This window comes from Clostridium estertheticum (assembly GCF_011065935.2).
GTDB lineage: Bacteria > Bacillota > Clostridia > Clostridiales > Clostridiaceae > Clostridium_AD > Clostridium_AD estertheticum_A.
This window is the reverse complement of record NZ_JAAMNH020000001.1, coordinates 5,083,111-5,103,415: the sequence shown is the minus strand read 5'-3', so window position 1 is coordinate 5,103,415 and position 20,305 is coordinate 5,083,111. Positions and strand designations below refer to the sequence as shown.

Here is a 20,305-nt window from a genome sequence, read left to right as displayed (position 1 = left end):
GTTAGTTCTAACTACTTTAACTACCTAGACTGTAGTTATACACTACAGTTTTTTTATTTAACTAGAAAAAATACATGATTTCCTATAGTCTTTATATTGGCCTTTTTTATATCCTTCATCCACTGAGAAGTTGATATTACAGGATTATAAAAGAAAACTGCCTTATCCGTAGGATCTTTACCTTTTAATGCATCTAATACAGCTACGTAACTAGCGGAATCTGGAATAACATCCGGTTTACCTTTATGAACTACCTTTCCGCCTTTAACACAAGAAAAGGCATTCTTTTGGTTAATAACACCAGAAATAGATTTTGGAAAACCACCAGCTCTAGCACGATTTAATATAACGGATGCTACTGCAAGTTTACCATTAGCAGGTTCACCACAACTCTCAGCATATACAACTTGAGACATTAAATAAATATCCTCATCAGTAACATAAATTGAGTCATTGGATCCATTAAACACAGCTACTGCTTCTATTTTCTCATTATATAAATCTTTAATTTCTGAACCTTGTGAATATAAATATTCTCCCTTTACGTTTAAACTAGGTAATAATGTGAATAATGTTAAAATACAAGCCAAAAAAGCTAATTTTTTCATACTATCCTCTCCTTTTGCCTACGGAGTTAGCTGACGGGTTCGGAAAAGGTTTAACCTACACAATTCGTGATTCACCCCAAATGCTTGGTTCCTCCGTGTTTTTTTACTTAGGCAATAGTAGTGTGCCCAAGAGTATGAAGATAATACATTAATTTTATTTATTTTTTAGCTCAAGTAAGATTTTAATAAACACATTACAGGAATTTTCTAATTCGCCAAATTTTACATTAGAAGAAGTATATAAATCATCTGATACCGATGTGCCTACAGCAGGATTTAAGGCTTGAATTTTTTCACTAGTAAGTGAAAGTTTAAAATCCCTTAAATAACTTTCATACATATCCAATAATGGTTTAAAAGCTTCATAAGTTGGAAGAGTAGAAGGTGGTATAGATAAGCTTTTAAAAGTAGTTTTTATATTGCTTAATTTTGTAATATTATCATCCAATAATAACAAAAGTTCATCATATGACATATCTTTTTTTCTTACCTTTAGCACATTGGAGTAATAATTAATTTTAATATCTGAAAAGTTCTTAGATATAGTGTCAATATTACTAATGAACTCCTCCGTTTGCTTAGATTTAATATCTTCTTCCTTTTGTAATCTTATGGCCATATAACTGTCATTAAGCACATTATCAATGAAGGTTAATGAAGTTTTTGGAAGTTCAATTTTAATATTATGAATATCTATTAAAGAGTAAAAATTCATGCAGTCATTTCTATAAGTTTTAAGGGCAGCACTAAATCCGTCTACAGAAGGCCCAGATGGATCTTTTAAAATTGCCAGTGACTGCCTATATATTAATAGGTTATTATCTAAACCTAATTTTAGATTTTCATGATCTTTTTTATATTTTGTAGTAGGCTGAGAATTTGCCAAATTATCTCTCAACTTAGTTAAATCAATAATGATACTTGGTAATTGTTTTTTTGTATATTCAATATCTATTGTTCCGCTAGTATTAAAAAATTGCTCTATATTTTTATTAATTTCGTTAATACTGTTAATGTCACTTACTATGGTGGCTTCATAGGAGTCATATACCTTATTTATAGATGAATAGTAGCTGGCAAAGAAAATCCCTATGGAGGTCATTATAATAGATAGAAAAAGTATAATTTTAAATATTTTTCTTTTCTTATTAGCATCTACAGTATCTTTCTTTTCGCTCAAATAAACTCACTCCTTTATTTTTTGGTTTATATTCTTATATTGTTATATTATCCTAATTTATATTCTTATATTATTATAATTTATAAATTATTCTAGTTAAATTATAAAATTCCGACCATTAGTATTTGAAACTATTAAATAAGATAAAGTAATTTGAAAATATAAGGCTAATTATTAAAATAAAATTAACTTATAATTTATATTAATAAGCCATAGCATGGTGTATAATTATATATAGGAGTTATAGTAAGGGGGCGTGAGCTTTATGGATGTACTTAAATTAATGTTAAGCACAATTAAAAATATAAGTTTCTTTTCAGTTTTAGATATATTAGTGGTGGCGTATATATTTTATAAAGGGTATATATTAATTAAAGAAACAAGAGCTGAACAACTATTAAAAGGAATAGTTCTTATTTTCGTACTTATCCCGATAAGCCAATTGCTTAATTTAACTGTGTTAAATTGGATTTTAAATAAGACTATAACAATCGGTGTTTTGACTATTGTTATAATTTTTCAACCGGAAATAAGAAGCGCCTTAGAGCACCTTGGAAGGACCGCTTTTACAGATAAACACATATTTGAAAATGAAGAGACCGTGGAGATAGTTATAACTGAAGTTGTTAATGCTGTTGAAAACTTATCTAAAAGTAGAACAGGAGCACTAATAGTAATAGAACAAAAAACAGGTATCGGAGAAGTAATTAAAACTGGAACCACAATGGATGCAGTAATATCTGCTGCACTACTAGAAAATATATTTGTGGTTAATACTCCACTTCATGATGGGGCTACAGTAATTAGAAATGATAGAATAATAGCGGCAGGATGTTTTCTGCCTTTAACGAACAATGATAAAATAAGCAAGAAACTAGGAACGCGGCATAGAGCGGCCATAGGAATAACTGAAACTTCAGATGCGCTAACAATAATAGTATCAGAAGAAACAGGGAATATATCTCTAGCGGTTAATGGGAGATTGGTAAGGAACTATGACCGAGATAAGCTTAAGAAAATACTTGTTCAAATAATAAAGAACAGGCAAAGTAAAAAAATAACTTTAAAGGAGAGAGTAAAGTCATGGATAAAGAAGGGAAACAACAATTAATAATTAAAATTTGCTGTGTAATAGCTGCCTTTATACTATGGCTTTTTATTACAAGTACAGAAAGTCCACTGACTGCTTATAAGCTTAAAAGCATACCTGTTCAGCTCTTAAATACAGATATATTAACTCAATCAAAGCTCATTATAGTACCGGGGCAAGATTTAACCACGTCCCTAAATATAAAAGGAGCTAATACTAGCATGCTACTAAATACTAAAGCAGAGGATTTTACAGTAGTGGCAGATTTAAGTTTGTATGCTCTTAAAAGAGGAGAACAAAAGATTCCAATTGAAATAAGAAAAAGTCCTGATAATATAAATGTGCTAAATAGTGACAGTCTTTTTATAACCATAAACTTAGATGAACTGACTGAAGCTAAGCTACCTGTAAGCGTAAATGTTAATGGTAAGCCAAAAGAAGGATTTTACGCATCTGCAGCAAAAATATCACAAAACTCTGCAATGGTGGTAGGAGCATCAAAGTTTGTAAATATAGTAAAAGAGCTAATAATAGAAACGGATATACAAGGACTAGAATCTGATCTTATAAGAACCTACAAACTTAAGCCAGTAGATGCAGAAGGAAAAGAAATAAAAGAAGTTACGGTAAATCCATCCCAAATAGATGTTAAGATTCCTATAAGGAAGACTAAATCTGTAGGAGTAAAAGTAAAAACTATAGGAAATTTGGACCCTAATTTTACATTAGCAAGTATAAGAGTATTGCCAGAACACTTTGATGTAACCGGAAGCGCAGCGGATCTTAATCAACTAGAAAGCTTGAACACGGAAGCCATTGATTTAAGTAAGATAAATAAGAGCACTACAATGGATGCAAAGGTATTAATTCCTGATGGATTAAGTTTAGTTAGCACTAGTGGTACAGGTACTGTTAAAGTTGAAATTAATTTAAATAAAGTTGTGCAAAAGAGTCTAAGCCTTGACATAAAATATAATAATTTGGATCAAAATTATGATGCAAAGTTAGAAAAAGCTAAAAGCACCATAGTTATTTCTGGAACTGAAGCAGTTATAAATTCCTTGGATTTAAAAAAAATTACTGCAGCAGTAGACTTAGTTAATTTAGTAGAAGGCCAGCACACTTTGAATGTAAAGGTAACAATGCCAGACGGCGTAAATTTAATATCCGAAGTTCCAGATAAAATATTAGTAACTATTACGAAAAAACAAACGGGGGTAACTACAACTAATGGCAATTAAAGTAAATAACATAGTTCTAGATATAGATGAAAATATGGAAGATGTAAAAATAAAGGCAGCAAGAAAAATGAGAGTTTCTGAAAGTGAAATAAAAGTTTTTAGAATAGCTAAAGAATCTATAGATGCAAGGAAAAAAAATAATATAAAATTTAATTATGCTGCTATTATTGAAATGGATAACGAAATAAAAGTGGTGGCCGGAGCAAATGATAAAGATGTTAAAATTGAAGAGGTTAAGTACGATTCTGAGTTTGAATTTGGAACTACTGCCATGAATCATAGACCAATAATAGTAGGAATGGGACCAGCAGGAATGTTTGCTGGTCTTCTTATGGCGCAAAAGGGTTATAAACCACTGATTATAGAAAGAGGAGAAAATGTAGAGCGTAGGACAAATAGTATAGTTAAGTTTTGGACAAGAGCAGTGCTTAATACAGAATCTAATGTGCAATTTGGTGAAGGTGGAGCGGGAACCTTTTCAGATGGAAAGTTAACCACAAGAATAAAAGACACTAGGTGTGATTACATATTAGAGGAATTTGTGAAAGCTGGTGCCCCAGAAGAAATATTATATATGGGTAAGCCTCACATAGGTACAGATATACTTAAATCAGTTGTGAAGAACATTAGAGAAACCATTATAAGTCTTGGTGGAGAAGTAAGATTTAATAGTAAACTTGAAGATATAAAAATTAAAGATAAAAAAGTGAAAAGCATAATAGTAAATGGAGAAGAAATACCCTGTGATAGCTTGATTTTAGCCCCAGGACATAGTTCTCGCGACACCTATGAAATGTTATATAAAAAAGGAGTATTTATGTCTAGCAAGCCTTTTGCAGTGGGAGTTCGAATAGAGCATCCACAAGATATGATTAATGAAAATCAATATGGGAAATATGCTAGTCATGAAAGATTAAAAGCTGCCGATTACAAGCTTACTTATACCAGTGAAAGATCTGGAAGAGCAGTCTATAGTTTTTGTATGTGCCCAGGCGGAGAAGTAGTAGCGGCCGCATCGGAGCAGGGTCACTTGGTGATAAATGGGATGAGCAAATATAAGAGAAATAAGGCCAATGCAAACTCTGCCATAGTAGTAGCTGTAGGACCTAAGGACTTCGCAGGGGATAGCCCGCTGGCTGGTATAGAGTTCCAAAGGCATTATGAAGCTCTAGCTTACATGGCAGGAGGAGCAAACTTTAATGCCCCGGTACAATTAGTTGGAGATTTCCTTAAAGATAAAGTTAGTAATGCCATAGGAAGTGTAAAACCAAGCTATACACCTGGATATAAGTTTGCTGATCTTACTACATGTTTGCCTAGCTATGTAACAGATGCTATAAAAGAGGCTTTGCCTAAATTTGAATATAAAATAAATGGGTTTGCAAGGGAAGATGCAATTATGACTGGTATTGAAACAAGAACCTCAGCACCAGTAAGGATTGATAGAAATGATAAACTCCAAAGCATATCCCTAGAAGGCCTATACCCAGCAGGAGAGGGAGCGGGATATGCAGGTGGAATAATTTCTGCAGCAGTGGACGGACTAAAAGTTGCAGAAAATATAATGAAAGAATGGAAACATATATAATAAATTTTTTAAACCCTTGAATTTCCTATATGAAATTTGTTAAAATGATAATGGCAACAGAAATACATATTTATATAGCTAGTAATAAATAGTTGCTATTATTACAGAGGCAAATAAGGGAGAGGTGTTTAAATGAGTAACAAAGGATATATTTTAGTAATAAATCCTGGTTCAACATCAACTAAATTATCAATATTCAAAGATGAACATTGTGTAATTACATCTAATTTGACCCATAGCTCTGATGAAATCAAAAAATTTGAGAAGATTTACGACCAAAAAGACATGAGAACTGCTTTGATTCTACAGTGGCTAGAAAAAGAAGGTATAGCCCTTGAAGATTTAATTGCAGTAGTTGGCAGAGGTGGATTATTGAGACCAATGCCAGGTGGTACATATGAAATAACGCCGAAAATGTTAGAGGATTTAAAAATAGGATATCAGGCAGAGCACGCTTCTAATCTAGGCGGGGTAATAGCCTTTGAAATTGCAAGAAAAATTAACATACCATCATTTATAGTAGATCCTGTAGCAGTAGATGAGATATTGGATGTGGCAAGAATCTCTGGACTTCCAGAGATACCAAGGCGTTCACTAGTCCATGCCTTAAATATTAAAGCAGTAACAAGACGGGTTTGCGCTAAATTACATAAGGATTTTGAAAATAGCACTTACATTGTTGCACACATAGGTGGAGGAATTTCTGTGTCTCCAGTTAAAAATGGAAGAATTTTAGATGTGAACAATGCCAATGAAGAAGGTCCTTTTTCGCCAGAACGAACAGGAGGACTTCCAGTAGGAGATTTAGCAAAGTTGGCATTCAGTGGAGAATATACTCTTCAACAGTTAAAGAAAAAATTAACAGGTGAAGGGGGGCTTGTGGCTTATCTAAATACCAACGATGGAAGAATTGTTGATAAAATGATAGATAGTGGCGATAAAAGTTCAGAACTTATTTTTAAAGCTATGGCATATCAAATTGCTAAAGAAATTGGAGCCATGGCAACAGTAGTTTCTGGAAAAATTGATGCAATAATCCTTACAGGAGGACTTGCTCATAACAAGAGACTTACTACTTGGATAAGCGAAATGGTGAGTTTTATTGCCACCGTTGAATTGGTACCAGGAGAAGATGAAATGTTAGCGCTAGCGCAGGGAGCTCTAAGAATATTAAATGGAGAAGAAAAGGCTAAAATTTACGAAGAACAAACAAAATAGAAAATAGAGTAGAAGGAGTGTAATCTTATGATTAAAACTTTTAATGAAGTATTAAATACCGCGAAAGCACAAGGAATGAAAACTGTAGCAGTAGCTGTAGCACAGGATGAACCAGTTCTTGAGGCAATTCAAGATGCTAAGAAAAATGGCATAGCTAATGCAATATTAGTAGGCGATAAGGAAAAAATAATTTCTATAGCCACTACGATAGGTATGAATATAGAAGAGTTTGAAATTATAGACGAGAAAAACGATAAAAAAGCTTCCATGGTTGCAGTTGAGCTTGTATCCTCAGGAAAAGCGGATATGCTTATGAAGGGTCTAGTAGATACGGCTACCTTCTTAAGAGCTGTATTAAATAAAGAAGTAGGTCTACGAACTGGAAAGCAAATGTCTCACATAGCAGTCTTTGAAATACCAGCCTATGATAGATTAATATTTTTAACAGATGCTGCCTTCAATATGTATCCAGAGTTAAAAGAAAAAATAGATATAGTAAACAATTCAGTAGTAGTTGCAAAAGCTTGCGGTGTTGAGCTTCCTAAAGTTGCAGCAGTTTGCGCAGTAGAAGTAGTAAACACTAGTATGCCAGCAACACTAGATGCAGCAATGCTTTCAAAAATGAATGAGAGAGGTCAGATAAAAGGATGTATTATTGATGGACCTCTAGGTCTTGATAATGCGTTGTCAGAATCAGCTGCAAAACATAAAAAACTAGAAGGTCCAGTAGCAGGTAAAGCAGATATTCTTTTAATGGCTAATATTGAAGCTGGAAATGCAATGTACAAGTGTTTAACTTACACAACTGAAGCTAAAAATGGTGGGCTTTTAGTAGGTACTTCTGCACCAGTTATACTAACTTCTAGAGCAGATACTCCGGAAACAAAATTAAATTCTATAGCACTTGCAGCTTTAGTTGCAGAATATAATAAATAATTTTTAAGTACAGAGGAGGAACAATATGACACATAAATTGTTAATGATTAATCCAGGTTCAACATCAACTAAAATAGGTGTATATGAAGATGAAAAGGAAGTATTGGTAGAAACCCTAAGACATTCATCAGAAGAAATAGGTAAATTTGAAGGTATATATGAACAGTTTAATTTCAGAAAAGATGTTATATTAAACGTACTTAAAGAAAAAAACTTTGATATAAGTACACTAGATGCCATAGTAGGTAGAGGGGGACTTCTAAAACCTATGGAAGGTGGTACATATGCTGTAAACGATGCTATACTTAATGATTTAAAAATCGGAGTACAAGGGCAGCACGCTTCAAATTTAGGTGGAATAATTGCAAATGAAATTGCAAAAACTTTAGATATACCGGCGTTTATTGTTGATCCAGTAGTTGTGGATGAAATGATGGATGTAGCAAGAATATCAGGACTTCCAGAAATAGAAAGAAAGAGTCTTTTTCATGCACTAAATCAAAAGGCAGTAGCTAAAAGATATGCAAAAGAAATTGGAAAAAAATACGAAGAACTTAATTTAATAGTAGCACACATGGGCGGTGGGATCTCAGTAGGAGCTCACATGGCTGGAAAAGTTGTTGATGTTAATAATGCATTAGATGGAGATGGCCCATTTTCACCAGAAAGATCTGGAGGATTGCCTGTAGGCGATTTAGTTAAAATGTGCTTTAGTGGAAAATACACAATAGAGGACATAAAGAAAAAGATAAATGGAAAAGGTGGCTTCGTTGCTTATCTTAATACAAACGATGCTAAAGAAGTAATAGATAAAGCACAAGCTGGGGATGAAAAATGCAAATTGATTTTTGAAGCTATGGGATATCAAGTAGCTAAGGAAATTGGAAAATGTGCAGCAGTCTTATCAGGAAAAGTAGATGCTATAATTTTAACTGGAGGCATAGCTTATGGCAAGCCTATAGTTAATTATATAAAAGAAAGAGTAGAATTCATAACAAAAGTAGTAGTTTATCCAGGTGAAGATGAATTGTTAGCACTAGCTGAAGGCGGGTTAAGAGTATTAAACCACCAAGAAAAGGCTAAAGAGTATAAATAATAAACTATAACAATAAGGCACATTGGAATAAATAACAAGTAAGTAAGCTGTTCATTCCATGTGCCTAAGTTGTTTTGATAATTTATTAAATATCAAAGCAACTTATTTTATTGAAATTTCGGAAGGGAGACAGTGATATAATGAGTAGAATAAGAGTATTTACAGGCCATTTTGGCAGTGGAAAGACAGAAATAGCAATAAATTATGCAATAAATCTTGCAAAACAAGGGAAAAAGGTTGCAATAGCTGACTTAGATATAGTAAATCCTTATTTCTGTGTAAGAGACGTGAGAAAGCAATTAGAGGAGTATGGAATAAGAGTCATAGCATCCAATCCAGAACTAGTTAATGCAGAACTCATGGTGGTTCCAGCAGAGATAATAGCTATATTTAATGATAAAAGTTACGAAGTGGTAATAGATGTAGGTGGCGATGACTCAGGCTCAATAGCACTTGGTCAGTACAATAGGTTTTTTGTGGAGGAACCCTACGATATGTTTTTTGTTATAAATACAAATAGGCCATTTACATCAATTTCTTCAGATATTGTAGAATACTTTAAAGCAATAGAAAGAGCTTCAAGACTAAAGATAACACACTTAATCTCCAATACTAATTTATCTTATGAAACTGTGACGCAACATATAATAGATGGAGACAAAGCAGTAGCTAAGCTTTCCAAAGAATTAAATATACCGCATGCCTACACTGTTTGCAGTAATGATTTAGTCGAAGAAATGACAGGAAAATTGCAAGGTGACATATTTGGTATTGATATACATATGTTGCCACCTTGGAGATAGCAAGAAAATAATCAATGAATAAGCCTTGTTGACAGTTTGGACTTCAGGGGGTAAAATTAACTAGTAAACGTTTAAATTTTATAAAATAGGATTTTAAGGAGGTTTAAACATGCCAAGAGTAACTTTTAGAGAAGCCAGGTGTAAAGGGTGTGGACTTTGTGTAACAGTGTGCCCTAAGAAAATCATAAGTTTTTCTGATAAATTAAACATAAAAGGATATCATCCAGCTACAGTAACAGAAGAAAAGATGAAAGAATGTATTGGATGTGCATCTTGCGGAAAAATGTGCCCTGATTTAGTAATAACAGTTGAAAAGTAAAGAATAGGAGGATGAACTTATGGGAGAAAAAGTGTTAATGAAAGGTAATGAAGCTATAGGAGAAGCAGCTATTAGAGCCAACTGCCAAGGTTTCTTTGGGTATCCAATAACACCTCAAACAGAGATAGGTGCATATCTATCAAGAAAAATGATTAAGATTAACAGAGTATTCTTGCAAGCAGAGAGTGAAGTTGCAGCTATAAACATGGTTTATGGAGCAGCAGGTACAGGAGTTAGAACTATGACATCTTCAAGTTCACCAGGAATAAGTTTAAAAGCTGAAGGAATATCATATATAGCAGGAGCAGAGCTTCCATGTGTTATTGTAAATATAGTTAGAGGTGGCCCAGGACTTGGTAGTATTCAACCAGCCCAATCAGATTACTTCCAAGCAACAAAAGGTGGAGCACATGGCGATTTCAGTATGCCTGTATATGCACCTGCATCAGTACAAGAAATGGTTGACTTAGTTCAAGATGCTTTTGACACTGCAGATATGTATAGAACTCCTGTAATGGTAATGGGAGATGGAATGCTTGGACAAATGATGGAGCCAGTAGAATTTAAGGAAAGAACGGCAAAGTTACTTCCAGAAAAAACTTGGGCAGCAAATGGACTAAAAGGTAGAAAAAAACATAATGTTATAAATTCTCTTTATTTAAAATCAGAAGATTTAGAAAGACATAATTTAAAATTACAAGCGAAATATGCTGAAATAAAGAAAAATGAAACAAGATATGAAATGTATAATTGTGATGGCGAAGTTGATTTAATAATGGTTGCATATGGAACTACATCAAGAATATGCAAAAACGTTGTTAAAATGGCAGAAAAAGAAGGCATAAAATTAGGATTAATAAGACCAATCACACTTTGGCCTTACCCAATCGAAGCTTTCGAGAAGACCATAAAAACCACGAAACATGGATATATATCAGTAGAAATGAGCTGTGGTCAAATGGTTGAAGATGTTAGACTTTCAGTTGAAGGAAGAAAACCAGTACACTTCTACGGAAGAACAGGTGGAATGGTTCCTCACCCTGAGGATATATTAAATAAAGTTAGAGAAATAGTAGGGGGTGCAAAATAATGGCAATCGTATTTGAACCAACTAAAGCATTATTAGACGTTCCTACACATTATTGTCCAGGCTGTACTCATGGACTAATTCATAGATTAGTAGGAGAAGTACTTGAAGAATTAGATGTAATAGATAAAACTATAGGAGTAGCTCCAGTTGGATGTTCTGTTTTAGCATATGATTATTTTGCATGTGATATGTTTGAAGCAGCACATGGAAGAGCACCAGCAGTTGCTACAGGAATTAAAAGAACTAATCCAGATGCAGTAGTATTTACATATCAAGGAGATGGAGATCTTGCAGCAATAGGAACGGCTGAAATAGTTCATGCTGCAACTCGTGGCGAAAACATTGTTACTATATTCGTAAACAACTGTATTTACGGTATGACAGGTGGACAAATGGCACCAACTACACTTGCAGGTCAAGTAACAGAAACAACCCCTTATGGAAGAGATGTAAAGGTGCAAGGACACCCTATCAGAGTATCAGAAATGATAGCAACACTCACAGGTGCTTGTTATGTAGAAAGAGTAGCTGTAGATAATGTGCCTAATGTTAATAAAGCTAAAAAAGCTATAAAAAAAGCTTTCCAAAATGCAATTGATGGAAAAGGATTCTCAATGGTAGAAGTATTATCAATATGCCCAACTAACTGGGGATTATCACCTAATGAGTCCATGGGATGGCTTAGAGATAATATGATACCATTCTATACTCTAGGAGTTAAAAAAGACACAACTGGGGAGGTTGAATAGTATGGCTGCACAAGAAATTATATTTGCAGGATTTGGTGGTCAAGGTACGCTTTCAATGGGAAAATTTTTGGCATATGCAGGAATGGATGCTAATATGAACGTTTCATGGTTGCCATCTTATGGACCAGAAATGCGTGGAGGTACTGCTAACTGCTCTGTTATACTTTCTGATGAGCTAGTTGGTTCACCAATAATTAATGATCCAAACACACTTATAGTTATGAATAGACCTTCTCTTGATAAGTTTGAAGATACCTTAGTTAAAGGTGGACTATTAATAATGGATTCTGATCTTGTAGATAGAATGCCAATCAGAGAAGATATCGAAGTAATATGCATTCCAGCTCAAACAGAAGCTATGAACATTGGTAGTAAACAAATTGCTAACATGGTACTTCTAGGAGCATTAGTGAAAAGAACAGGAATAGTATCTATGGAAGAAATAATAGGAGCTTTAAAAGCTCACGGTAAAGAAAAATTCTTTGAAATAAACAAAAAAGCACTTGAAATAGGAGCTTCATACATCAAATAAACAGAAAAAAGTATATATTACTACAACTTCAGTTCGCTGTGCTAAGGAATTCTAAACAAATTTTAATGAAAGATGCTAAAAAGTGCAAACTCGCGTACGCTCAAACATGCACTTTTCTTAACGCATCTTTCATTAAAATTAGTTAAGAATTCCTAAGCTTGCTCACATGAAGTTTACGTAATATATACTTTTTTATACGCGTTGAAACATTTGGACATGGAAGACATTTAAGACATCTAAGACATTATAGACATCGAGAAAAGGCTACTGATAAATCAGTAGCTTTTTTTATGCGATTAAGCCGGGCTATATAAATAGAACTAGCTGTTAATATGGATTATGATCATTTCTCACTATTCACGCAGGATGCGTTCTTTCTTAAGTTTGCGTATTTTTCTACAGAGATTTAAAATGCCAATGGAAAGGAGTACTAATATTGAAGCAAGGAGGCAAGCACAGACCAAGTTGATGGTGGAACCCATTATAGCAGTGGAGATATTCGTTCCCAGCGAACTAATTTCGAGAGGAAGTAAACATAACAAGAGAGTAAGTATTCGTTTCAAATGATTGATAACAGAATCTATATCGCTAAACAAATCAAATTCACCGTCATCAGACTTCCTTCTTAAATACACCCACCGCATAAATGAACCAATATGCTCAACGCCAGTTTCCTCCAGAAAATGAATATATGACGCACTTTCTGAATGTGTAGGGAATTGTTTCAGCAATTCTAAGCGATAGCTATATTCGCCAGATGTACCATCTTCAAAAATATATTTACAGAAACCGACACCCACAAGCTGCATACCCCTGGCCGACATTTTGTTCAGCCATTTTTCTTCTTTTTCAAAATCCCAGGCAAAAAATAGTTTATGCATCGTACGTCTCATTATAAGGCACCTCCCACTATTTGTTCTCCGTTTAATAAAAGCTCTCGCAATCGGCTAATCTCATTATTGATGGCATTTTTTCCTATATCGTTTATTTCATACTCTTTTTTTCTACTGTTCGCTTCGCCAGGCAGAGCACAAATCCAACCTTTTTCAAGTAATGTACTAATTGCACCGTAAAGTGTACCGGCAGCAAGTTTTACTCTCCCCGAACTTAGTCCTTCAACCTTCTGCATAACCCCATATCCGTGTAACGGCTCATATAGGGACAATAGAATATAATATACCGCTTCGGTCAATGCAATGTTTTCGTTATTTGACACTATATCCACCTCCGTTATATCGTCTTACAATATATTATGACGCCCACCGATATAGTTGTCAAGGAAATTTAAAAAAATAGTTCATATTAATGAGAACTGTAAACAAATATTATATGGTTAATGATTTTGATTTCACTTTCTATAACGGACTGTTTGTTATAAATTATTAGATTATTTAGTTGTTAGAAAATTTGGTATATTTAGAGTTTTGCTATTTACAACGTAACAATGTTATGTTACACTACATATATAAGTAGATAGGAGTTAATAATTAGGATCTACTCCAGATGGTTAGAAGAAAGTATACAAGGAGGGGTAATATGGATGAAGATTTAATATCTAAAAAAGAATTACTAGAAATAACTAATGTTTCATATGGTCAGCTGTATAGGTGGAAAAGAAAGAAGCTAATACCGGAAGATTGGTTTATAAAGAAGTCTAGCTACACCGGTCAAGAAACCTATTTTCCTAGAGAAAAAATATTAGACAGAATAGAAAGAATTAAAGATATGAAGGATGATGTATCCTTAGACAGCTTAGCACAGATGTTTTCTCCACAGCTAGGGGAGGTATTTTTAAGTGAGGAAGAGTTGTTAAAAAAGAACATTGTTGCGAAACAAACACTAACATTGCATAAAGATATATATGGAGAAATAAAGACCTTTTCTTTTGAGAGAATTCTATATATTTCTTTACTAGAGAAGAGCTTGCTATCTGGGAATGTTTCATTAGAGGAAGGGAAACTTATAATAGAGACTTTAGAAGAAAATTATAAATCCTTAGAAGGTAAAAGCTGTGAGATAGTTTTTTTAAGAAAATTTGGATTAGCACTATGTTTTTTAATTACGTTGCCTAATGAGTTCTATATAGAAAAAGGTGCAAAAATAGTATTAAGGCTTAATATATCACAATGTATTCAAGAATTAAAAATAGTGATTTAATGATCATTCTGGGTTATAGATAAATATGAGGAGGTTTAATATGGAAAAGATTAATTATGGAGATATAAAAATATCAGGGTCAGGCAGCGCTGGTGGCGGAAAGTATAATGATGTAAGTATAAGTGGATCAGGAAAAATAAGGGGCGATTTACAATGTATAGACTTTAAAACTAGTGGTTCATCAAAAGTTATAGGAAATTTAAAAGCTGAGACTATAAAAATTAGTGGATCTACAAGGATTGAAGGGAATGTAGAAGCAGAAGATATAAAGGTAAGCGGTTCTGCTCATGTCATAGGCAATGTTAAAAGCCAAAGTATAAAAATAAATGGGTCTACCCATATAGCGGGAAACCTATATGGAGAAGAAGTTATTATAGCTGGCTGCGCGCATATAGAAAAAAATTGTGAAGTAGAAAGTTTTAAGGCTAGTGGCAATTTTAAAATACAAGGCTTATTAAATGCAGGAGAAATAAATATAAGAATTGGTGGTAACTGTAATGTACAAGAAATTGGTGGAGAGCACATTGAAATAAGAGTTAGTCCTTTAGACAATTCCTTCTTTAAAAAAGTAATTGACAAAATGTTTAATTCTAAGGGGGAGTTAACTACGGCATTAATTGAAGGAGATGAGATATATCTTCAAAACACCAATGCAAAAATAGTAAGAGGAAATAATATTACTATAGGCGAAGGTTGTAATATAGGACTTGTAGAATATAGCGGGGAGATTATTATATCAAGCGACTCAATAGTTGGAGAACAAAAGAAGGTATAAGCCACTTTTTAATCACAAAACTTCAGGAAATTCATATATATATATTAACATTATCAATATATATATTAAGATAATAAATATATATTGAAAAAATATTAAAATAATCAATTTATATATTGATTATTTTAATTAATGGTAATATAATGAATATAAAGGAAGAAGGTGGGAAAAGTGACCTATAAAATATTGTGTAAATGTCCAGTCTGTAGTTCTAAACTAAAAGTAACTAGACTTAAATGTGATGAATGCGGCACTGTGGTTGAAAATCAATTTGAATTGTCAAAATTTGATTATTTAAATAATGAGCAGTTGTATTTCATTGAAGTATTCTTAAAATCTAGAGGAAACATCAAGGATGTGGAAAAGGAACTTGGCATATCATACCCAACAGTTAGGGCAAAGCTAGATGAGGTTATTACTTCACTTGGATATACTGTTATAAAGCAAAAGCCTTCTGTTGATAAAAAAGATGTAATTGATATGTTAGAAAAAGGTGAAATCACTGCTGATGAAGCATTAATTATGTTAAATGGTAAGTAAATAGGGCTGTGAATTTGAAATTCCGAGCTAAAAAAGGGGGAAATATAATGAATGAAGAAATCTCAAGAATATTAAAAATGGTTGAAGAAGGTAAAATTGATTCAGAAAAAGCTATGCAACTTATAGAAGCTCTAAAGGGAGAAAGTAAAGAGGCTGTTATTTTAGACAAATCACCATCAAATAATAGCCAAGGTAATAGTAAATTCAAAGTTAAAATGCTGAGAATAAAAGTAAGATCGAAAGAGAATGACATTGTGAATATTAACCTTCCACTGGCGTTTGTAAGTGGTATGATAAAAACCTTTGGAAAAATTCCAAATATAAATGTAAATGGCATGAACGATGTAGACATGGATGCCATGACTCAAACTATATTAGATGCCATAGATGGTGGTATAGGTGGAAAAATCGTGGACATACAAACTGCAGATGGAGATGTAGTCGAGGTTGTTATAGAATAAATCTAGAATTTTTGAGGTGTTATATGAGAATTTATATTAAAACAGAGGAAGGTAGAAAACTAAGAATTCCAGTACCAATGTGGGCAATAAGACTGGTCACAAGACTTCCCATAGAGAGAATTGTAAGAAAACACATGAAGGAAAAGGATGCTAAGTATTTAGAAATAATAGACTGGAACGAAATGAGAAATTTAATTATTTCACTAAGTGATTATAAAGGACTAAACTTAGTAGATATAAGAGCTAATGATGGCACAGAGGTGCAAATACGAATTTAGGGTTCTTTAAGAGGGGGTATTTCGTGATTTTACTAACTATCCGAAAAAAATAACTAGCGTGTAACTAGTTATTTTTTTCGGATTCCTTAACGACATTTTTGAAGTCGTTAATACAGAAGCGCCATAGGCAATGATTTTGTATGAAAATTAATTTCAAAGGGGGGGAAGCCAATGGAAGCAGTGGAAAAAAATATAAATGAAGAAAGTGTTGAAATAGAATTTAAAAATAATGAACCACAAATTACTGAAAAGAATAAATCTACCGGTAGATTATGGACCATGAATTTCTTTTTGCTATGGCAAGGTCAGATGGTTTCAGCGATAGGAGATGTTTTCTATGAGATAGCATTAGGGTTTTGGGTACTTGCAGTGACAGGTTCAACAGGACTCATGGGAACACTTATGGCAGCATCTGCCTTGCCCAGAATATTAATATCTCCATTTGCAGGAGTTATAGTAGATAGATGCAATAGAAGGAATATGATAGTGCTAATGGATTTGGTAAGAGGGATTGTAATTACAGCGGTAGGAATCGCTGCAATACTAGGTTTTGTGCAAATTTGGATGGTTTTTTCAGCAGGTGTTATTCTAGGTATATGCGCAGCCTTTTTTAATCCTACTGTAGGTTCTACGGTACCAGATATTGTTCCAAGTGATAAGCTTATTCAGGCAAACTCAGCTCTAAGCATGGTGGGAGCCGGAATGAATATTTTAGCTAACCCTCTAGGAGGATTTATGTATCAGATATTAGGAGCTCCAATAATGTTCTTAACAAATGGTATATCCTATCTTGTTTCGGCCTTTACTGAAATATTTATAAAGGTGCCTAAAATAGAGAGAAAAGTTAGTGCAGAAGGTGCTATGCAGAGTGCTAGGGACAGTTTTAAACAAGATTTGAAACAAGGGTTTAAATTTGTATGGAATTTTAAAGGCCTTAGGTATCTTATAATTGTAGCAGCTTTTCTAAACTTCTTTTCTAGTATGGCAATTATTTTAGTTGTGCCTTTATTTCAAAGAGCACAAGCACTTGGAGCAGGCAAATATGGAGTTGCAATTGCACTATTAACTGGAGGTATGTTTTCTGGGATGGCTTTCACTTCAATGGTTAAAATACCTTATGAAAAGAGACTGTGTATTTTTATGATTTCAGGTGTAATATTTTCTATAGGGTTTGCAGTATTTCCTATGGTTAATTTCAAGTACATGTTAGTACTACTATTCATAGCAGGTTTTTTTAACGCAATTGTAAATACACTTATAGGTGCAACGCTTCAGCTAACAGTACCACAGGAAATGAGAGGAAAGGTTCTTTCAATTATGAACACCGTATGTGGAGGATTAGTTCCAATAGCTATGGCGATAGGAGGTATACTTGCAGAATTTATAGCAATAAAATATATTATTCTAACTTGCTTTTTACTATCAGGAATAGTGATAGTACCACTTGGATTTGTTAAAAAATTTAAGCATTTCATTAATTTCAATCCTGATTGCCAAACTTTAGAGGATATAATATAAATTAGTATTTTATATTTGTAAATGCTTATTGACTACAATTTTATTAAATAGCAATTTTTTATAAATAATTAAAGCCAAAAAAAATAATCCGGTTGGATTATTTTTTTTAATGAAGAGGTTTGAAAATTTTAGGACTTTTTTACAAGGACTTATTATTGTAGTATAATAAAATCTGTATTATAATTAAGGCGTATGTATTTGTATACAATAGTTTTAGTATATATGTAGATAGATAGTGAAACAATAATGAGGAAATTTTTATATAGTGTACATATGGTTATTATTGTATAAATTTTTAACTAGTAGCTTTTAGTTAACTAGTTGAATATATTAATGAGAATAAAAAGAAGATGAATATAGGAATCTGAAATAAAGGAGTAGCATACTAAATAGCTGTTTTGATTGGTATGGACTGTAATAAACATGTAGTAAACCTATAATATATTGAGAAAGAGGTAGAAAAATATGAGTAGAATATTCGGAACAGACGGAGTACGTGGGATAGCAAATACAGAATTAACTAGCGAACTTGCATATAATTTAGGAAGATCAGGAGCATTTGTACTAACAGATGGAGCTCATAAACCTAAAATCATAGTAGGAATGGATACAAGAGTTTCAGGAGATATGCTGGAATCAGCATTAGTTGCAGGGATTTTATCTGTAGGAGCTGAAGCAATATGTCTTGGAGTGGTTCCTACACCGGCTGTAGCATATTTAACTAGAAAGTATGGAGCAGATGCAGGAGTTGTTATCTCAGCTTCACATAACCCAGTAGAATATAATGGAATAAAGTTTTTTGATAGCAAGGGGTTTAAATTGTCCGACGAATTAGAGGATACAATACAGGCAGTTATAGAAAATGGTTTTAAAGAAGTGCCTTCACCAATAGCTGGGGATTTAGGCAAAAAAACAGTCAAGCTAAGTGGCGTAGAGGATTATATAGAATTTGCTAAATCCACTATTTCAGGAGACTTAAAAGGACTTAAAATAGCATTAGATTGTGCTAATGGGGCTTCCTTTATTACCTCAGTAAAAGCTACAAGAGCTCTTGGAGCAGAGGTTTTAGTTATTAACAATGATCCAGATGGAGTAAATATAAATAAGGACTGTGGGTCTACTCATCCTGAGCACCTAATGGCTTTTGTTAAAGAAAATCATTGCGATTTAGGATTAGCCTTTGATGGCGATGCAGACAGATGTTTAGCTGTGGATGAAAAAGGAAATCTTATAAATGGAGACTTTATAATTGCTATTTGCGCGAAGCACCTAAAAGACACGGGAAAATTAACTAAAGATACAGTAGTAGTAACAGTTATGAGTAATTTGGGACTTGATATTGCAATGAAGGAAGAAAATATAACTACAGTGAAAACTAAAGTAGGAGATAGATATGTTCTTGAGAAAATGCAAGAAGAAGGTTTTAGCCTAGGGGGAGAGCAATCAGGACATGTAATTTTCCTGGATTTCAATACTACAGGGGATGGACTTGTATCAGGACTTCAACTAGCCACTGTAATTAAAGAATCAGGAAAAACACTATCAGAGCTAGCAGCAATGATGACAGAGCTTCCACAAGTACTAGTAAATGCAACGGTACCAAATGATAAAAATGACATTCATGAAACTGATAGTGAAATAGTGGAAGAAATTAAAAGAATAGAAAAAAAATTAAATGGTTGTGGAAGAGTGCTTATTAGACCATCTGGTACAGAACCACTAGTTCGAGTAATGCTGGAGGGTAAAGTGCAAAGTGAATTAAATGAAATGGCACATTCTCTTGCAAAATTGATAGAAGAAAAAGCAAATAAATAGAAAAAAACTAGTAAAAATAAAGTTACAATTCAATGAATTTATTGTTAAAAGCATTGACGTTTAGGGTATAAAATGAATATAATGAACTGAAAGCTTATGGAAAAGGTTCATAAGCTTTCAGTTTGTTTGATATTATAGTAAAGGAGGATAGAGAAATTGAATGATTTTAAAGCGCCAGGACTCATAAGGAGCATTAATAGTTATGATGCACTATGAGTTGACGAGGATGGGGAGTATCGAATCTTCGGCGGATGCCCCGCGGTAGCGCACTACCGTTAATGGTTGATAAACGCGAAAAGTGATTTTCGTAA

22 protein-coding genes and 1 riboswitch are annotated in these 20,305 nt (G+C 33.4%); of the genes, 18 read left to right on the top strand and 4 right to left on the bottom strand.

Annotated elements, in window-relative coordinates:
* Window positions 1–53 precede the first annotated feature (53 nt).
* Together G9F72_RS24255 and G9F72_RS24250 are read right to left on the bottom strand one after the other, a co-directional pair.
* Window positions 54–608, bottom strand: coding sequence for a cell wall hydrolase (locus G9F72_RS24255; protein ID WP_164959212.1), 555 nt, complete (start codon window positions 606–608; stop codon window positions 54–56).
* Between the two features lies 1 nt (window position 609).
* A riboswitch (cyclic di-AMP (ydaO/yuaA leader) is annotated at window positions 610–732 on the bottom strand.
* 30 nt (window positions 733–762) lie between these two features.
* Window positions 763–1,788, bottom strand: coding sequence for a hypothetical protein (locus G9F72_RS24250; protein WP_164959211.1), 1,026 nt, complete (start codon window positions 1,786–1,788; stop codon window positions 763–765).
* Between the two features lie 265 nt (window positions 1,789–2,053).
* On the opposite strand from G9F72_RS24250, the gene cdaA reads away from it, so the two are divergent.
* From cdaA to G9F72_RS24195, 11 genes are all read left to right on the top strand, one after another.
* Window positions 2,054–2,899, top strand: a complete 846-nt coding sequence (gene cdaA, locus G9F72_RS24245; protein ID WP_164959210.1) for a diadenylate cyclase CdaA — start codon at window positions 2,054–2,056, stop codon at window positions 2,897–2,899.
* Complete coding sequence (locus G9F72_RS24240) at window positions 2,872–4,119, top strand: YbbR-like domain-containing protein (protein WP_164959209.1); 1,248 nt, start codon at window positions 2,872–2,874, stop codon at window positions 4,117–4,119. The genes cdaA and G9F72_RS24240 overlap by 28 nt, the downstream gene beginning before the upstream one ends.
* A complete protein-coding gene (locus G9F72_RS24235) occupies window positions 4,109–5,707 on the top strand; it encodes an NAD(P)/FAD-dependent oxidoreductase (protein WP_164959208.1) in 1,599 nt (532 codons plus the stop codon). Before G9F72_RS24240 ends, G9F72_RS24235 begins: the two co-directional genes overlap by 11 nt.
* 132 nt (window positions 5,708–5,839) lie before the next feature.
* Window positions 5,840–6,925: a butyrate kinase gene (gene buk, locus G9F72_RS24230; protein WP_164959207.1), complete on the top strand. Its 1,086-nt coding sequence runs from the start codon at window positions 5,840–5,842 to the stop codon at window positions 6,923–6,925.
* 27 nt (window positions 6,926–6,952) lie between these two features.
* Window positions 6,953–7,861 carry a phosphate butyryltransferase gene (ptb, locus tag G9F72_RS24225; protein WP_164959206.1) on the top strand — a complete coding sequence of 303 codons (909 nt, stop codon included), beginning with the start codon at window positions 6,953–6,955 and terminating at the stop codon, window positions 7,859–7,861.
* A gap of 25 nt (window positions 7,862–7,886) precedes the next feature.
* On the top strand, window positions 7,887–8,957 hold the full coding sequence (gene buk / locus G9F72_RS24220; protein ID WP_164959205.1) for a butyrate kinase: 1,071 nt from the start codon (window positions 7,887–7,889) through the stop codon (window positions 8,955–8,957).
* A 140-nt stretch (window positions 8,958–9,097) separates the two neighbouring features.
* Window positions 9,098–9,760, top strand: coding sequence for a MinD/ParA family protein (locus G9F72_RS24215; protein WP_164959204.1), 663 nt, complete (start codon window positions 9,098–9,100; stop codon window positions 9,758–9,760).
* 109 nt (window positions 9,761–9,869) lie between these two features.
* A complete protein-coding gene (locus tag G9F72_RS24210) occupies window positions 9,870–10,079 on the top strand; it encodes a 4Fe-4S dicluster domain-containing protein (RefSeq protein ID WP_164959203.1) in 210 nt (69 codons plus the stop codon).
* Window positions 10,080–10,098: 19 nt separating this feature from the next.
* Window positions 10,099–11,169 (top strand): 3-methyl-2-oxobutanoate dehydrogenase subunit VorB, encoded by a 1,071-nt coding sequence (locus tag G9F72_RS24205; RefSeq protein WP_164959202.1) that lies wholly within the window; start codon window positions 10,099–10,101, stop codon window positions 11,167–11,169.
* Window positions 11,169–11,918 carry a thiamine pyrophosphate-dependent enzyme gene (locus tag G9F72_RS24200; protein ID WP_164959201.1) on the top strand — a complete coding sequence of 250 codons (750 nt, stop codon included), beginning with the start codon at window positions 11,169–11,171 and terminating at the stop codon, window positions 11,916–11,918. Before G9F72_RS24205 ends, G9F72_RS24200 begins: the two co-directional genes overlap by 1 nt.
* 1 nt (window position 11,919) lies before the next feature.
* Window positions 11,920–12,450 (top strand): 2-oxoacid:acceptor oxidoreductase family protein, encoded by a 531-nt coding sequence (locus tag G9F72_RS24195; RefSeq protein WP_164959200.1) that lies wholly within the window; start codon window positions 11,920–11,922, stop codon window positions 12,448–12,450.
* Window positions 12,451–12,803: 353 nt separating this feature from the next.
* Here the strand turns inward: G9F72_RS24195 and G9F72_RS24190 are convergent, their stop codons facing one another.
* Window positions 12,804–13,343: a DUF2812 domain-containing protein gene (locus tag G9F72_RS24190; RefSeq protein WP_164959199.1), complete on the bottom strand. Its 540-nt coding sequence runs from the start codon at window positions 13,341–13,343 to the stop codon at window positions 12,804–12,806.
* Window positions 13,343–13,666: a PadR family transcriptional regulator gene (locus tag G9F72_RS24185; RefSeq protein ID WP_164959198.1), complete on the bottom strand. Its 324-nt coding sequence runs from the start codon at window positions 13,664–13,666 to the stop codon at window positions 13,343–13,345. Before G9F72_RS24185 ends, G9F72_RS24190 begins: the two co-directional genes overlap by 1 nt.
* A 320-nt stretch (window positions 13,667–13,986) precedes the next feature.
* On the opposite strand from G9F72_RS24185, the gene G9F72_RS24180 reads away from it, so the two are divergent.
* The 7 genes from G9F72_RS24180 to glmM all read left to right on the top strand — a co-directional run bounded on the left by G9F72_RS24180 (window position 13,987) and on the right by glmM (window position 19,994).
* On the top strand, window positions 13,987–14,607 hold the full coding sequence (locus G9F72_RS24180; protein WP_164959197.1) for a YhbD family protein: 621 nt from the start codon (window positions 13,987–13,989) through the stop codon (window positions 14,605–14,607).
* Between the two features lie 40 nt (window positions 14,608–14,647).
* Window positions 14,648–15,382 (top strand): polymer-forming cytoskeletal protein, encoded by a 735-nt coding sequence (locus G9F72_RS24175; RefSeq protein ID WP_164959196.1) that lies wholly within the window; start codon window positions 14,648–14,650, stop codon window positions 15,380–15,382.
* Between the two features lie 171 nt (window positions 15,383–15,553).
* Window positions 15,554–15,922 (top strand): DUF2089 domain-containing protein, encoded by a 369-nt coding sequence (locus G9F72_RS24170; protein ID WP_164959195.1) that lies wholly within the window; start codon window positions 15,554–15,556, stop codon window positions 15,920–15,922.
* A gap of 47 nt (window positions 15,923–15,969) precedes the next feature.
* Complete coding sequence (locus tag G9F72_RS24165; protein WP_164959194.1) at window positions 15,970–16,383, top strand: SHOCT-like domain-containing protein; 414 nt, start codon at window positions 15,970–15,972, stop codon at window positions 16,381–16,383.
* A 23-nt stretch (window positions 16,384–16,406) separates the two neighbouring features.
* On the top strand, window positions 16,407–16,661 hold the full coding sequence (locus G9F72_RS24160; RefSeq protein WP_164959193.1) for a hypothetical protein: 255 nt from the start codon (window positions 16,407–16,409) through the stop codon (window positions 16,659–16,661).
* A gap of 171 nt (window positions 16,662–16,832) precedes the next feature.
* The gene (locus G9F72_RS24155) at window positions 16,833–18,179 is read left to right on the top strand and encodes an MFS transporter (protein WP_164959192.1); all 1,347 of its coding nucleotides are present in this window, start codon (window positions 16,833–16,835) and stop codon (window positions 18,177–18,179) included.
* Window positions 18,180–18,644: 465 nt separating this feature from the next.
* A complete protein-coding gene (gene glmM / locus G9F72_RS24150; RefSeq protein WP_164959191.1) occupies window positions 18,645–19,994 on the top strand; it encodes a phosphoglucosamine mutase in 1,350 nt (449 codons plus the stop codon).
* Window positions 19,995–20,305: the final 311 nt, after the last annotated feature.